This window comes from Rhodococcus sp. CX, assembly GCF_015865005.1.
Lineage (GTDB): Bacteria > Actinomycetota > Actinomycetes > Mycobacteriales > Mycobacteriaceae > Rhodococcus.
Window position 1 is genome coordinate 26,224 of record NZ_JADZGH010000109.1, and the last position, 14,804, is coordinate 41,027.

Sequence of the window (14,804 nt, forward strand, 5' to 3'; positions counted from 1 at the left end):
GAACACGAGGAGCTTCTCGGCCGCATCCTGGTCGACACCGTCGCATCGGCCGTGGCCTCCGCGCACGAGCCCGCCGAACGGATCCTGCAGAACTGGGCCGCGGGCGAGGGAACCTCGGGCCGGGCCACGGTATGGACGACGGGCCGCACGGCGAGCGCCGCCACCGCAGCGCTGCTCAACGGCACCGCCGGGCACCAGCTCGACTACGACGACATCTCTCCGAGCATGCCCATCCACCCCAGCACGGTGCTGATCCCCGCGCTGCTCGGCACCGGCCGGCTCCTGCAGGCCTACGACGTCGGCGCCGCGGTCTTCCGCGCGGTCGCGGACCTGCTCCCGCAGCACGTCCACTACGCCCGTGGCTGGCACACCACCTCCACGGTGGGCCGGCTCGCCGCGGTCGCCGCCCTCGCGCGGCTGGTGGAGGCGACACCCGATACGGCCCGGCACGCCTTCGGCATCGTGGCCTCCACGGCCGCGGGCTCACGCCCCAACTTCGGGTCGATGACCAAGCCGCTGCACGCCGGGCTCGCGGCCCGTGACGCGGTGATCGCCGTCGACCTCGCCGAGGCCGGGTTCACCGCCAACCCGCACGAACTCGAGTCCGAGGCCGGTTTCTTCGACCGCTACGGCGATCCCGAACTCGCCCCGCTGGGGGATCCGGACGAGACGCTCGTCGAACGCCTCGAATACTGGCTGGACGCCTGGCCCACCGACTGGGGGATCAAGCGGTATCCCGCCTGCTACGGCACGCACCGCAGTATCGACGCGGGCCTGGCGCTGCGCGATCGCCTCGCCGGTGCCGCCATCCGGGAGGTGCGGATCACCGTGCATCCCCGCGGAACCCGCGCTCTCGTCGCGTTCCCGCCGGCCTCGGCGACCGCGGCCAAGTTCAGCGCCGAGTACGCCGTCTCCGTCGCCCTGCTGCGCGGTGCCGTGCTCCTGGCGGACTTCACCGACGACGCGTTCGCCGACCCCGAGGTGACCCGTCTGATGCACGCGGTCAGCATCGCCGAGAGCGCCGAGCCGCCCGTCGGGACACCGACCTTCTCGGGTGGCTACTCCGTGGTCGAGGTCGTCACGCAGGACGGCGAACGGCACGCCGAGCGGGTGGACGTCACCCGCGGCGACGGCCGCAACCCGCTGAGCGACACGGAACTACGAGACAAGTTCGACGACTGCTGTGCTACCGGAGGACTCACCGCCGAGGCGGCCTCCGCCCTGCACACCGCGCTCGTCGCCGCCTCGCGCGGCGGAGCCCTGCAGCACGTGGCGACGGCCCTGGCGCCGGAACACCGTACGGAAGGACGACAGGCATGACCGACCCCCAACGCTCGCACCCACGCGTGGAGATCATCGAGGAGGGCATGCGCGAGGGCATGCAGATCGAGAGCGCGGACATCCCCGTGGAGGACAAGATCCGGCTGCTGGACGCCCTCTCCGCCACGGGCCTGAAGACCATCGTGGTCGGCTCGTTCGTCTCACCCAAGTGGGTGCCGCAGATGGCCGAGATCGAGAAGATCGTCGAGGGTTTCACCCCGGTCGAGGGTGTGCGCTACACCGCCCTGGCCCTCAACCAGAAGGGTGTCGAGCGGCGTGCGTCGTTCGCCCCCAAGATCACCCCGCCGGACCCGCGGATCGGCCAGTCCAAGATCCACCTCGACGACGTCTTCGTCCAGCGCAACACCGCCCGGACGATGCAGGACGAGATCGACGCCCTCGACGGCGTGATCGCCCGTGCCGTCGAACGCGGGGCGCAGGAGGCCCAGGTCTCCATCAACGCGTGCTGGGGATCGAACTGGATCGGCGAGATCGGCGAGGACCGCCGCATGGAGGTCCTGCAGCTGCAGATCGACAAGTGGACCGCCGCAGGCGTTCCCGTCACGCGCGTCCACCTCGGTGACCCGATGAGCTGGAACACGCCCGCCGCCATGCGTTCCCAGATCCGCCGGATTCTCGAGACCTGGCCCGAGATCTGGCACTTCCAGGTGCACCTGCACAACGCGCGCGGCATGGCGCCGCTGAGCGCCTACGCCGCCTTCTGCGAACTCGACGAGCGGCACACCCTCGTCGTCGACACCGCGATCGGCGGACTCGGCGGCTGCCCCTACTGCGGCAACGGCCGTCTCACCCGCATGATCCCCACTGAGGACTTCGTGCACTTCCTCGAGAGCGAAGGCATCGACACCGGCGTCGATCTCGCGGCTCTCGTCGAGGCCGTCGTGCTCGCCGAGGAGATCGTCGGCCACGAACTGTGGGGCCACGTCTCGAAGGCAGGACCGCGACCCTACGGCAGCGACGTCTACCCGATGGACATGCCGTTCATCGAAACCTTCGAACAGGCACAGCATTTCCGGCTCGGCTCGCAGGTCTACGAGGGCGCGCTCTCGCCCTGGAAGACCGAGATCCGCTCGGCCGCCCGAGACGACTTCGAAGGCACGCTGCTCACCGGCGCGTCGTCCCGAACAGGAGAATCCGCATGAGCACTCCCACCCCGGAACCGGTGCCCGGTTCCCTCACCGGCCTGCGCGTGATCGAGATCAGCACCTCGGTCGCCGCGCCGTTCGGCGGGCAGATCCTCGGGGATCTCGGCGCCGAGGTCATCAAGATCGAGCGACAGGCCGGGGACGACACCCGCAAGTGGGCCCCGCCCGCATGGAACGGCGAGTCGATCGCGTTCATGTCGTTCAACCGCAACAAGAAGTCCGTCGTGCTGGACTACAAGACCGACGAGGGCAAGAAGATTCTCGTCGACCTGCTGCGCGACGCCGACGTGCTCATCCAGAACCTGCGTCCCGGTGCCCTCGCCAAGGCCGGATTCACCTGGGAGTACCTCCGGGAACTCAACCCGCGCCTGATCTACTGCGAGATGTCCGGCTACGGCCACACCGGCCCCCGGGCCATGCAGCCCGCCTACGACCCGTTGCTGCAGGCGTTCTCGGGCATCGTCTCGATGACCGGGGAGGACGGCGGCGAACCCGCCCGCGTGCCGGTCTCCCTGCTCGACATGGGCACCGGCATGTGGATGGCGATGTCCGTGCTCGAGGCATTGCGCCGCCGCGACATGACGGGCAAGGGCTGCCACGTGCAGAACTCGCTGCTGCAGACGGCACTGACGTGGATCACCTCGCCGCTGATCGGCATCGCCGCCGGCAACCCCGCTCCGCGCCGCCTGGGCTCCGGCTTCCGCGGCGTGGTGCCCTACGGCGCCTTCCCGACCGCCGACGGCCACATCTTCATCTCGGCCGGCAACGACGACATCTTCCGTCGCCTGCTCGAGGCCATCGACGCGCAGGATCTGGGGGAGCGCGAAGGCTTCACCACCAACCCCGAACGCGTCGAGAACCGCAAGCTCGTCCAGGACGTCCTCGGCGAGCGCACCTCGCAGTTCACCCTCGACGAGCTGCTCGTGCGTCTGAAGGCCGCGAACGTACCGCACTCGCCGGTGAACACGGTCGACATGGTCTACCGCGACGAGCAGGTCAAGGCCACCGGCATGCTGCAGCCACTGCCGCACCCCGTCGTCGAGGACCTCGAGGTCGTCAACCTGCCGGTCACCTTCGACGGGCAGTACCCGCCTCTGACCAAGTGCCCGCCCGCCCTCGGCGAGGACACCGTCGAGGTACTCGCCGCAATCGGGCGCAGCGAGGACGAGATCCGCGCCCTGATCGCCGACGGCGTCGTGCGCGCCGCCACCGAGCAGGCACCGGCCTGACGAGACCGCGAAAGGAACAACGAGCATGACCACCACCGAAGTCGGTTCCGTCGACAACGCCGGAGCTGCCGAGCCCGATTACTCGAACGAGGTCCTCTACGAGGTGCGCGACCACGTCGCGTGGATCACCATCAACCGGCCCCACCGCCGGAACGCGATGGCGCGCCGCACCGTTCACCAGCTCACCGAGGCGTTCGTGGAGGCGGGGGAGGACCCGGACGTCTTCGCCGTCGTCATCACCGGCACCGGCGACAAGGCCTTCTGCGCCGGCGGCGACATGAAGGAGATGGACGACATCGCCCGCTCGGGCCGTCAGGTCCACGTCCCGATGACCGGCCTGTACCGGGCACTGTTCGAGGTGATGCTCGAGACCTACAAGCCCGTCATCGCCGCCATCAACGGCCACGCCATCGCCGGCGGCTGTGAGATCGTGCTGTCCAGCGACGTGCGGATCGCCGTGGAGGGCGCGACGATCGGTCTCACCGAGGCGCGCCGCGGCATGGGCGCCAACCTCGGGTCGGTGCTGCTGCCGCGCCTGCTGCCCCGTGCGATCGCGATGGACCTGCTCTACACCGCCCGGGTCATCCCGGTGGAGGAGGCCAAGGAGATGGGCCTGATCAACCGTGTGGTGCCGCGTGAGGACTTCGAGGCCGAGGTGCAGAAGTACGTCGACGAGATCCTCGCGAACTCGCCGGTGACGCTGCGCCGCTACAAGGAGATGGCCACCAAGAGCTGGGGCGTGCCGCTGCCGAGCGCTCTGCGGCTGAACGTCGGACCCAATCCGTATCTGAGCGAGGACCGCGTCGAGGGTGTCCGCGCCTTCCTCGAGAAGCGCGCACCCGTATGGAAGAACCGCTGACCGACCCGACGCCGCGGCGCGCACAAGGAGCATGATGGAACTTCTCGATCCCGGCCGCTGGGCCGGCAAGGTGTACAGCGGCGGCTGGATCCCCGGCGCCGCAGGAGAACAGCCCACCCGTGAGGCCGCCACGGGCGCGGAACTCGGCCGGATCGGTGTCGCCGACGCCGAACAGGCCCGGGCTGCGGCCACTGCCGCGGCCCGTGCGCAGGGGGCGTGGGCCGCGACGAAACCCGCCGACCGGGCCGCTGTGCTGCGCCGCGCCGGCGACCTGTTCGCCGAGTACGCCGGGGAGATCGAGGAGTGGCTGGTCCGCGAGTCGGGGGGTACCCGGCTCAAGGCCGGCCGGGAACTCGCGGCGGCGCGTGCGGAATGCTACGAGGCCGCCGGTCTCGCGACCCATCCGTCGGGGGAGGTGCTGGCCACCGACAGCGACCGCTGGTCGTTCTCACGGCGCCGCCCCGCCGGGGTGGTGTCGGTGATCGCACCGTTCAACTTCCCGCTGACCCTGTCGATCCGGTCCGTCGCGCCGGCCCTCGCCGTGGGCAACGGCGTGCTCCTCAAGCCCGATCCGCGCACCTCCGTGAGCGGTGGGGTCGTTCTCGCGCGGATCTTCGAGGAGGCCCGCCTCCCCGGCGACGTGCTCCACGTGCTCACCGGGGGCGCCGACGTCGGGGAGGCCGTGGTCTCAGCGCCGGAGGTCGCCGTCGTCTCGTTCACCGGGTCCACCGCAGCCGGGCGCCGGGTGGGGGAAGCCGCATCGCGTCTGCTCAAGCGCGCCCACCTCGAACTCGGCGGCAACAACGCGTTGATCGTGCTCCCGGGTGCGGACCTCGATCGCGCCGCCTCCGCCGGGGCCTTCGGATCGTTCCTGCACCAGGGCCAGATCTGCATGGCGACCGGCCGCCACATCGTCCATCGCGACATCTACGACGAGTACGTGGCGAAGCTGGCCGCGAAGGCCGATGCGCTGCGGGTCGGCGATCCGTTCACCGACGATGTCGACCTGGGCCCGATCATCGACGAGCGACAGCTGAAGTCGATCGACGCGATCGTGCGCGAGGCCGTCGACGCCGGGGCGCGGGTGTGCGCAGGTGGCACCAACGACGGGCAGTACTACCGGCCCACCGTGCTCGCCGACGTCGACCTGTCGATGCGGGTGTGGACGGACGAGATCTTCGGGCCGGTCGCCCCGGTGGTGCCGTTCGACGATCTCGACGAGGCCGCTGCCCTGGTGAACGCGAGCGAGTACGGACTGTCGGTCGGCATCCTCGGTGAGGTGGGGCTCGCGATGCAGCTGGCCGATCGCATCGACTGCGGCAAGCTGCACATCAACGAGCAGACCGTCGGCGACGAGGCGTACGCGCCGATGGGCGGAACCGGCGCGTCGGGAACGGGTTCCCGATTCGGCGGTCCGGCGGCGAACTTCGAGGCCTTCACCGAAACCCAGTGGGTCACAGTGAGGTCGGAGATCGCGCCGTATCCGTTCTGAGAACGATCGACGGTGCACGAGATGTCCGTCCGGGACGGTGCGTGCGGGATGTGATTCGATGTTGTCGTACACATCCCGCACCACCCCAGGACGAGCCATGAGCAACAACGACGACGGCAAACGGTCGGTCCTGGGTCGTGCCTTCGAGATCCTCGACTGTTTCGCCGGCGGCGCCGAGATGACGGTCGCGGGGATCTGCGACCGCACGGGGCTCCCGCCGGCCACGGTCCATCGGATGCTTGCGGCGTTGGTGCGGTGGGAGGGCGTCGAACGTCTGTCCCACGGCCGCTACCGGCTGGGACGGCGGATCTGGAGCCTGGGAATCGGTGCGCCGCAGGTGCGTCGCCTGCGGGAGCTTGCACAGCCCTATCTCGTCGACCTGCACGTCGCCACCCGCGGCACCGTCTATCTGGGGGTGCGCGACGGATCGGACGGGATCTTCTCCGACCGCATCACCCGCGTCAAACCGACCGTCAACTCGTCCCGTGCCACGCGCCGGCTCCCGTTGTACCGCACCGGCGGTGGGCGGGTGCTGCTCGCCCACTGTCCCGAGGCGTGGGAGGAGCTGGTCGCCGACTCGGAGTCGGATCCGGAACTGGCAGCGCGTGTTCCGGAACTGCGCGCGCAGCTCGCCGAGATCCGCCGGACCGGGGTGGGGATCGCCCGCAACGACGGCCTGCCGGGACGCACCTCCGTCGCCGCGGCGGTGCTCGATTCCCAGGGCGCCATCGTCGCCAGCGTGACGGTGGCCTTCCCGGAGTCCCGGATTCCGCAACCGCAGCAGATCGTGCCGCGCGTGATCGCCACGGCGCGAGCGATTTCCCGCGATCTCGCGGCCACCGGCGAGTTCTGACAGGCCGTATCCCGCAGTCGGCCGTATCCCGCAGTCGACGGCATCCGCTACCGTTCCGGTCATCCGTTGCGGTCTTTGCTGTAGCGGATGACGAACAGGCGAGCGAATGGGTTACGTCGGGTCGAGGGTCGAACCGTCGCCGAGGGTCTCGACGACGAGATCGCGCAGCCAGTCGATCTCGGGCGACGGCAGGTCGCGCCGGATCGTGTACAGCGACACCACCGATTCCGGTACCTCGAACGGCAATTCGTACAGGCCGAGCTCACCCAGACGCGCCGACCGCTCGGCGTAGACGCGCGGGGCGAACCCGAGATAGGTGGTCGAGGCGAGCACTCCGGCGATACCGGTGAAGCTCGGGAGGGTCACCGCCACGTCGCGGTGGATTCCGAGTTCCCGGATGCGCAGATCCACTGCGGTATGTCCGGTTTCGACCGCGACCGACACGTGCCGCTCCGCCTCGAACTCCTCGAGGCTCGGCGTCGGTCCGATGCGTGGATGGTCGGGTCGGCGCACTCCGATGTACGGCTGAGTGAACAGTGGCGTGCGATGCAGATCCTGCCCGTTCAGTACCGGCGTACACACCACCGCGTCGGCGTCCCCGAGGCGCAGCGTCTCGCTCGCGTGCGAGAGGGCGAGAGGAACCACGTCGACGCTCGCGAGGGGAGCTCGAACGGACAGGGCGGTCATGATTTTCGGCAGAAGTCCCGTAACGCCCACATCGGACAGCACCAACCGGAAGGTCCGGGTCGTGGCGGCCGGGTCGAACGCCTCGGCGGCGTTCATGACGGCATCGAGACGCTCGAGTACCTCCCGCAGGCGGGGATAGAGTTCGTCGGCCAGACGTGTGGGTACCAGCTGCTGATGGCGACGGACGAACAGCTCGTCGCCGAAACGCTTGCGCAGCTTGCCCAGTGCGTAACTGACGGTCGGCTGGGTCAGGAAGAGGCTCTCGGCGGCCGCCGTGACGCTCCGGGTGCGGTAGACGGCGACGAACACCCGCAGCATGCCGAGGTCGTAGTTGTTCGCCATTCCCTTGACTATAGATGCATTGAATAATGCGATCGGCAGAATCTATTGGATCTATGTGATGGCGGCAACATAGGCTCCTCTCGTGTGGTCGCCACGACCCCCGACTTCTTCTCCGTCCTGCTGTGAGGGGATCTTCCCTATGCCCACAATTCGCGAAGTAACGTTCGACCTGCTGCGCCGGCACGGTATGACCACGGTGTTCGGCAATCCCGGTTCGAACGAACTTCTGTTCCTCAAGGATTTCCCCGAGGACTTCGAGTACGTCCTCGGTCTCCACGAGGGTGCCGTGGTGGCGATGGCGGACGGCTACGCGCAGGCGAGCGGACAACCGGTCTTCGTGAACCTGCACGCCGCAGCCGGCACCGGCAACGGGATGGGTGTGCTGACCAACTCGGTGTACTCGCACTCGCCGCTGGTGATCAGCGCGGGTCAGCAGGTGCGCGACACCATCGGGCAGGAGGTCATGCTGGCCAACGTCGACGCGGCGAGCCTGACCCGTCCGCTCACCAAGTGGAGCGCCGAACCGACCTGCCCCGAGGACGTGCCCCGCACCATCAGCCAGGCCGTCCACATGGCTACCCTGCCCGCGCCCGGCCCGGTCTACGTCTCGGTGCCCTACGACGACTGGGAGCACGAGGCCCCGGCCAACACCGCCTATCTGGCAGAGCGGCGCGTCACCACGACGACCGAACCGTCCGAGGCGATGACGGCAGAACTCCTCGCCGCCCTCGACGGTGCCGTCCGGCCCGCCCTGGTCCTCGGACCGGACGTCGACGCGGAGCGCGCCAACGGCTTCGCAGTGCAGCTCGCGGAATCGCTCGGAGCCGCGGTGTGGATCGCGCCGTCGCCGTCACGGTGCCCCTTCCCCAACACCCACCCACTGTTCCGCGGGGTGCTGCCCGCCAACGTCATGTCCATCCACGAGGCACTGGCCGACCACGACGTGGTGCTCGTCGCCGGTGCCCCGGTCTTCCGCTACCACCACCACCGTCCGGGTCCCTTCCTGGCGGAGGGCACCCGCGTGCTGCACCTGTCCGAGGACACCGGTGAGGTCGCCCGCGCTCCCTTCGGCGAGGCCTACCTCGCTCCGGTCGGCGCGACGCTGCGCGTCCTCGCCGAGCGGGTCCGCCGCCGCGACCTTCCGGTCGAGCCTGCACGGGAGACGTTCGCACGCGGAGCCGATCGCACCGACGCGATGCACCCCGACACGGTCTTCGCCACCATCGCCGAGATCGCTCCCCGCGACGTGGTCTACGTCAACGAATCGACCTCCACGGCGGACTCGTTCTGGCGGCACGCGCAACTCCCCGAACCGGGTTCGTTCTACTCGCCGGCCTCCGGCGGCCTCGGCTTCGGCCTGCCCGCCGCCGTCGGCGTCCAGCTCGCCCATCCGGAGCGTCGCGTGGTCGCGACGATCGGTGACGGATCCGCCAACTTCGGGATCACCGCACTGTGGACCGCCGCCCGCCGCGACGTGCCCGTGGTGTTCGTCATCCTCAACAACGGCACGTACGGTGCGTTGCGCCGGTTCACCCGTGCTCTGGACACGGGCGAGACCCCGGGACTCGACGTGCCCGACATCGACTTCGTCAGGATCGCGGAAGGCTACGGCGTGAAGGGCGAACGGGTCACCGGTGCCGAGGAACTGAAGGCGGCCCTGCACCGAGCCTTCGAAGGCACCTCGCCGGTGCTGATCGAAGCCGTCACGTACTTCGAGTAGGACCCGACCCCCCCGCCGCACACACGACTGAGGAACCAGCATGAAGATCACCATCGAGAATCTGCAGCTTCGATACGGGAAGTTCACGGCCATCGAGAACCTCAACCTCGAGATCGACGAGGGCGAATCGGTTGTGCTGCTCGGCAAGTCGGGGTGCGGCAAGACCAGCACCATGCGGTGCATCGCCGGCCTCGAGGAACCCACCGCCGGTCGCATCACCATCGGTGACACGGTCGTCTTCGACGCGGCGAAGGGCATCAACCTGCCGCCCAACAAGCGCAACGTCGGCATGGTCTTCCAGTCGTACGCGGTGTGGCCGCACATGACCGTCTTCCAGAACGTCGCCTATTCGTTGAAGCTGCAGAAACTCCCTGCGGCAGAGATCAAGTCGCGGGTCGCGGAGGTACTCGAGCTCGTCGGTCTGTCGGACTTCGCGCAGCGTGGCGCGAGCCTGCTCTCCGGTGGACAGATGCAGCGTGTGGCACTCGCCCGGTCGCTCGTGATGCGTCCCTCGGTGCTCATGCTCGACGAGCCGCTGTCGAACCTCGACGCCCGCCTGCGCGACCGTCTGCGGGTGGAGCTGCGTGAGATCCAGCTGAGCCTCGGCCTGACCACGGTCTACGTCACGCATGACCAGCAGGAGGCGTTCGCACTCGCCGACCGCATCGCGCTCATGCAGGGCGGACGGATCGTGCAGATCGGCGGCCCCACCGCGATCTACAACGAGCCGGCGAGCGCGTCGATCGCACACTTCCTCGGCGTGTCCAACATTTTCGACTGCACCGCCACCGTCGGCGCCGACGGCTACGTCACGGCCGTTCGCGACGGGGGAGAAGTGATCCGCACCGAGCAGCGCAACCTCGCCGCCGCCGACGACTTCAAGGCGTGCATCCGGTCCGAGGATCTGGTGCTGTCGAACGTGTCCGGCGGTGGCACCAACGAGCTCTCGGGCCGCGTCGCGGTCACGAGCTTCCAGGGTTCGAGCATCCGGTACGCCGTCACCCTCGACAACGGAGGCGAGCTCGACGTCTTCGCCCCGACGAAGGGCACCGAGCGCTTCGAGATCGGCGATCGCGTCTTCGCTTCGGTCTCGCCGGAGAACGTCCAGATCCTGCCGGCCGATGTGGTTCGACAGGCACGACTGCAGGAGGTCGCGGCATGACCCAGCTGGCCACACCCCCCGAGACTCGTCCGGTCGACGACCTCGAACCGGAGGCCCCGGTAGCAGCGCCGTTGTGGCGCAGGGGAATCCTCCGCAAGAACAGTGCGGCACTGGTGGTCCTCGCCGTGCTGGCCGTGCTGGTGATCATGCCGATGATCCTGGTGCTCGTGGCCGCGCTCGCCACCGAGGTGCCGCGCCCGGGCAACAGCGGTCTCGGTGCCCTCACGCTCGACAACCTCAAGGTGCTCACGAGTCCCGACGCGGTCGAGGGCCTGGTGAACTCCCTCGTCCTCGGCCTCGGAGCGACGGTCATCGCGCTCGTGATCGGTGCGACGCTTGCGTTCATCTGCGCCCGCACCGACGCGCCCTGGCGCCGGTTCATCTTCTTCATCGGCATGGCGCCGGTGTTCGTGCCGGCCCTCGTCGGTGCGCTCGCCTGGTCGCTGCTCGCTTCTCCCAGTGCCGGATTCGTCAACATCATGCTCGCCGACACGGGCCTGGACATGACGATCAACATCTACAGCATCCCGGGCCTGATCTTCGTCCTCGGCCTGTTCTACGCGCCGTACGTGTTCATGCTCGTGCACAGTTCGCTGTCGATGATGAACGCCGATCTCGAAGAGGCCTCGACCGTGCACGGTGCCTCCCTGAAGACGATGTTCCGGACGGTGACCCTGCCGCTCGCCATGCCGGCGCTGCTCGGTTCGGGCATCCTCGTCTTCGCGCTGAGCATGGAGAACTTCCCGGTCGCGGCGGTGCTCGGTAACCCCGCGGGGATCGAGACCCTGCCCACCTACATCTTCCGGCTCATGGGTGCGGCCCCGGCCCAGGCGAACGCCGCCGCCGGTATCGCCATCCTGCTCACGCTCGGCCTGGTCTTCGTCACCATGGGCCAGCAGTGGATCGTCAACCGCCGCAAGTTCACGACGATGACCGGTAAGGGCGCTCGTCCGCGTCAGGTTCCGCTGCGCGGCTGGCGCTGGCCCGCAACGATCTTCGCGCTGGTGTACTTCTTCCTGGCGATCGTGCTGCCGATGGGTGCGCTGTTCCTCGCCGCCACCCAGGACTCGCCGTATCTGTACAGCATGTCCCAGATGTTCCAGGGCGGAATGTCGTTCGACAACATCGTGAAGGTGGCCTCGGCGACGGACTTCCAGAAGGCGCTCGTGAATTCGGTGGTCGTGGCCATCGTCGCCGCCTTCGCCGGTACGACGATCAGCTTCTCCGCCTCGTACATCCGCTACCGCACCAAGAGCCGCCTCGGCGCCCTGCTCGAGCAGATTGCCACCGCACCGCTCGCCATCCCGTCGATCGTGCTCGGCATGGGCATCCTCTGGACCTGGCTGAGCCTGCCGATCCCGATCTACGGCACGCTGATCATCCTCGCCGTCGCCTGTGTCGCCGTGGCGCTGCCGCAGGGCTACCGCTCGATCTCGTCGTCGATGCTGCAGCTGCACAGCGACCTCGAGGACAGTGCCGTGATGCTCGGTGCCCGCCGGTCGCGCGCCATCGTCAACGTCACCGTGCCGCTGATGCGCGTCGGTATCGTGTCGACCTTCCTGCTCCTGCTCATGCTGGCGATGCGCGAACTGTCGGCCTCGCTGTTCCTGTTCACCTCCGACACCCGGATCCTGTCGATCCTGGTCTTCGACAACTTCGAGAACGGGCAGACGGCGGTCGCGGCCTCCATCAGCGTGCTGTTCGTCCTGGTGATCGCCGTGCTGGCCGTGCTCGCCCAGCTCGCCGGCAACCGGGAGAAGAAGCAGCTCGCCGAAGCGTCGGACTCCGGAACCAATTCGCTCTGATCGGACTTTTCGAGAAACGAAAGGCCTCACCATGAAAACGCGCAAAGTAGCGCTCACCGCTCTGTCGGTCGTCCTCGCCACGACACTCGCAGCGTGCGGCGGCGGAGATTCCGACGGCGTCACCTCCCAGGCCGAGGTCGACACTTCGGAAGGTCTGGTCATCGACGGCGAGACGATCGCCGACAAGGAGACCTACGAGGCGGCCCAGTCGCAGACGCTGAATCTGTACTCGAGCTACCAGGAATCCAACGAGCAGGCCTTCATCGAGGCGTTCACCCGTGACACCGGCATCAAGGTCGACCTGATGCGTCTCGTCCCGGCCCGACTGGCCGAGCGCGTGCTCTCCGAGCAGGGCGCCGGTCGCCTGAACGCCGACGTGATCCGCACCTCCGACTACGACATCGTGAACAGCTTCACCGATGCCGGCGTGTGGAACCCGTACGTCGTGCCCGGCACCGAGGAACTCGAGGAGGTCGTGATCCAGGACGGCAACTTCTCCCGGGTCACGAACGTGGTGCAGACCTTCGGTTACAACACCCGCGCCGTCCCCGAGGGGGAGGCGCCCACCTCGTGGGCCGACCTGCTCGACGAGAAGTGGCGCGGCAAGATCGGCATCTCGCAGGGCGCGACGGGCGGTTCGAACGTCGCACTCAACTGGTTCGTCGAGGAGAAGCTCGAGGACGGCTACTGGGACAAGCTCGCGGCTCTGCAGCCGACCGTCTACGACGGTGCCGGCCAGAAGCTGACGGCCTTGGCGCGCGGTGAGGTGGGGGTCGCGACCACAGGCTCGGCGTCGGTGAACGTCACTGCCACCGAGGACAAGGCCCCCATCGACTACGTCGTGCCCGAGGAAGGCTTCGTCACCTTCGACTACTACCTGGGCAAGACCGCCGCGGCGAAGAACGCGGAGGCGGCCGAGGTGTTCATGAACTACAACTTCTCCAAGCGCGGCCAGACACTGTTCACCGAACTCGGCGACTACAGCGTGCGGCCCGACGTCGCGCCGCCGATCGCGCTCGGACGTGAGCTTCCGCCGATCGACTCCGACAAGGTCTGGCGGATGCCGCTGACCGAGGTGGTGCGTCAGGCGGAGTACTCGCAGCACTGGGCAGAGGCGTTCAACTACTGATCCGCATCACGGCGAGAGGCCCGAACCGGAGCGATCCGGTTCGGGCACTCGGTTGTACGACGCGCAGTTCCGTGCCCTCGTGGACCGAGCGTCCGAGCCCTGGTGGACTGATCCCCTTTTGCGCTCGCTGAGCGTAAGCGTTCAGTAACGGCGCTGCCGCGCCGACAATGACGGCATGGCAGACGCGTCGAAACTCCGGATCGCCGCACGCGCCACGTCGTCGACCGTGACGCGGACCCAGACCGCGCGTTCGTTCGCGCCCGTGCCGCGTGCGGGCAACCCTGCGTCCGGGACGATCACGCCGGCGGGGCAGGTGCTGCGGGTGCTGCGCAGGGTCGGTCCCGCGACCCGCAGCGAACTGTCGCGGCACACCGGCTTCTCGTTGTCCGCCGTCAACCGTATCGTCGGTGAACTCCTCGGCCGCTCACTGCTGCGCGACCGTCCCGAGCTGGCCGCCGGCGGGATGGTGGGCCGGCCGCAGATTCCGCTCGACCTGAACACCGACGCGTACTTCACCGTCGGCGTCCACGTCGCCGGGAACGAAATGCGTTGTGTCGCAGGTAATCTTCGCGGGCAGGTGCTCGACTGCCTCGAATTCGACGCCCCGGCCACCGCGCACGCGGCGCTGCCCGTCGTCGCGTCGGCGCTGCACCGTTATCGTCTCTCCTACCCGACCCGGTGTGCGTTGTGGGTCGGGGTGGTCGGGGACGGCCGCGCCGAGCGCCGTGCCGGTGGCGCACGCCGATTCGGTTGGGACGACGTGCCGGACGCGGCGTGGGCCGCCGCGATACCCGCGCCGGTCACGGTCACCCCGCACGTCGACGCGATGGCCGAAACGGAACTGTGGGCACTGGAACTCGCCGGCCGCCCCAGCCCGTCGAGCTATCTCTATCTGCACGTCGACGAACCGTTCGGTGCCGCATGGATCGTCGACGGACGCATCCCCGCACCGGGTCGCGGCCCTGGCACGATCGGTCACCTCGCGACGGGTTCGGACGTGCCGTGCCCGTGCGGCCGGGTCGGATGCCTCGAGGTGACCG

General features: G+C 68.6%; 12 protein-coding genes. 11 read left to right on the forward strand and 1 reads right to left on the reverse strand.

The window, feature by feature from the left end; genetic code table 11:
* The 6 genes from I0Q12_RS11905 to I0Q12_RS11930 form a co-directional block, all read left to right on the forward strand.
* On the forward strand, positions 1 to 1,320 hold a 1,320-nt coding region (locus tag I0Q12_RS11905), incomplete at its 5' end, for an MmgE/PrpD family protein (protein ID WP_197252112.1).
* Positions 1,317 to 2,483: a citramalate synthase gene (locus tag I0Q12_RS11910; protein WP_197252113.1), complete on the forward strand. Its 1,167-nt coding sequence runs from the start codon at positions 1,317 to 1,319 to the stop codon at positions 2,481 to 2,483. The genes I0Q12_RS11905 and I0Q12_RS11910, both read left to right, overlap by 4 nt.
* The gene (locus tag I0Q12_RS11915; protein ID WP_197252114.1) at positions 2,480 to 3,715 is read left to right on the forward strand and encodes a CaiB/BaiF CoA-transferase family protein; all 1,236 of its coding nucleotides are present in this window, start codon (positions 2,480 to 2,482) and stop codon (positions 3,713 to 3,715) included. The genes I0Q12_RS11910 and I0Q12_RS11915 overlap by 4 nt, the downstream gene beginning before the upstream one ends.
* A gap of 25 nt (positions 3,716 to 3,740) precedes the next feature.
* Complete coding sequence (locus I0Q12_RS11920; RefSeq protein WP_197252115.1) at positions 3,741 to 4,574, forward strand: enoyl-CoA hydratase/isomerase family protein; 834 nt, start codon at positions 3,741 to 3,743, stop codon at positions 4,572 to 4,574.
* 34 nt (positions 4,575 to 4,608) lie between these two features.
* Complete coding sequence (locus I0Q12_RS11925) at positions 4,609 to 6,066, forward strand: aldehyde dehydrogenase family protein (protein WP_197252116.1); 1,458 nt, start codon at positions 4,609 to 4,611, stop codon at positions 6,064 to 6,066.
* Positions 6,067 to 6,163: 97 nt separating this feature from the next.
* Positions 6,164 to 6,919 (forward strand): IclR family transcriptional regulator, encoded by a 756-nt coding sequence (locus I0Q12_RS11930; RefSeq protein WP_197252117.1) that lies wholly within the window; start codon positions 6,164 to 6,166, stop codon positions 6,917 to 6,919.
* Positions 6,920 to 7,030: 111 nt separating this feature from the next.
* On the opposite strand, the gene I0Q12_RS11935 is transcribed toward I0Q12_RS11930, so the two are convergent.
* Positions 7,031 to 7,948, reverse strand: coding sequence for a LysR family transcriptional regulator (locus I0Q12_RS11935; protein WP_197252118.1), 918 nt, complete (start codon positions 7,946 to 7,948; stop codon positions 7,031 to 7,033).
* Between the two features lie 139 nt (positions 7,949 to 8,087).
* Here I0Q12_RS11935 and mdlC point away from each other — a divergent pair, with 139 nt between their 5' ends.
* The 5 genes from mdlC to I0Q12_RS11960 all read left to right on the forward strand — a co-directional run.
* Positions 8,088 to 9,668, forward strand: a complete 1,581-nt coding sequence (gene mdlC, locus I0Q12_RS11940; protein ID WP_197252119.1) for a benzoylformate decarboxylase — start codon at positions 8,088 to 8,090, stop codon at positions 9,666 to 9,668.
* A 40-nt stretch (positions 9,669 to 9,708) separates the two neighbouring features.
* Positions 9,709 to 10,830 (forward strand): ABC transporter ATP-binding protein, encoded by a 1,122-nt coding sequence (locus I0Q12_RS11945; RefSeq protein WP_197252120.1) that lies wholly within the window; start codon positions 9,709 to 9,711, stop codon positions 10,828 to 10,830.
* Positions 10,827 to 12,635 carry an iron ABC transporter permease gene (locus I0Q12_RS11950; protein WP_197252121.1) on the forward strand — a complete coding sequence of 603 codons (1,809 nt, stop codon included), beginning with the start codon at positions 10,827 to 10,829 and terminating at the stop codon, positions 12,633 to 12,635. Before I0Q12_RS11945 ends, I0Q12_RS11950 begins: the two co-directional genes overlap by 4 nt.
* Positions 12,636 to 12,666: 31 nt before the next feature.
* Positions 12,667 to 13,764 carry an ABC transporter substrate-binding protein gene (locus I0Q12_RS11955; RefSeq protein WP_197252122.1) on the forward strand — a complete coding sequence of 366 codons (1,098 nt, stop codon included), beginning with the start codon at positions 12,667 to 12,669 and terminating at the stop codon, positions 13,762 to 13,764.
* A 175-nt stretch (positions 13,765 to 13,939) separates the two neighbouring features.
* Positions 13,940 to 14,804 (forward strand): ROK family transcriptional regulator (locus tag I0Q12_RS11960; protein WP_197252123.1); only part of this gene is annotated, 865 nt, incomplete at its 3' end.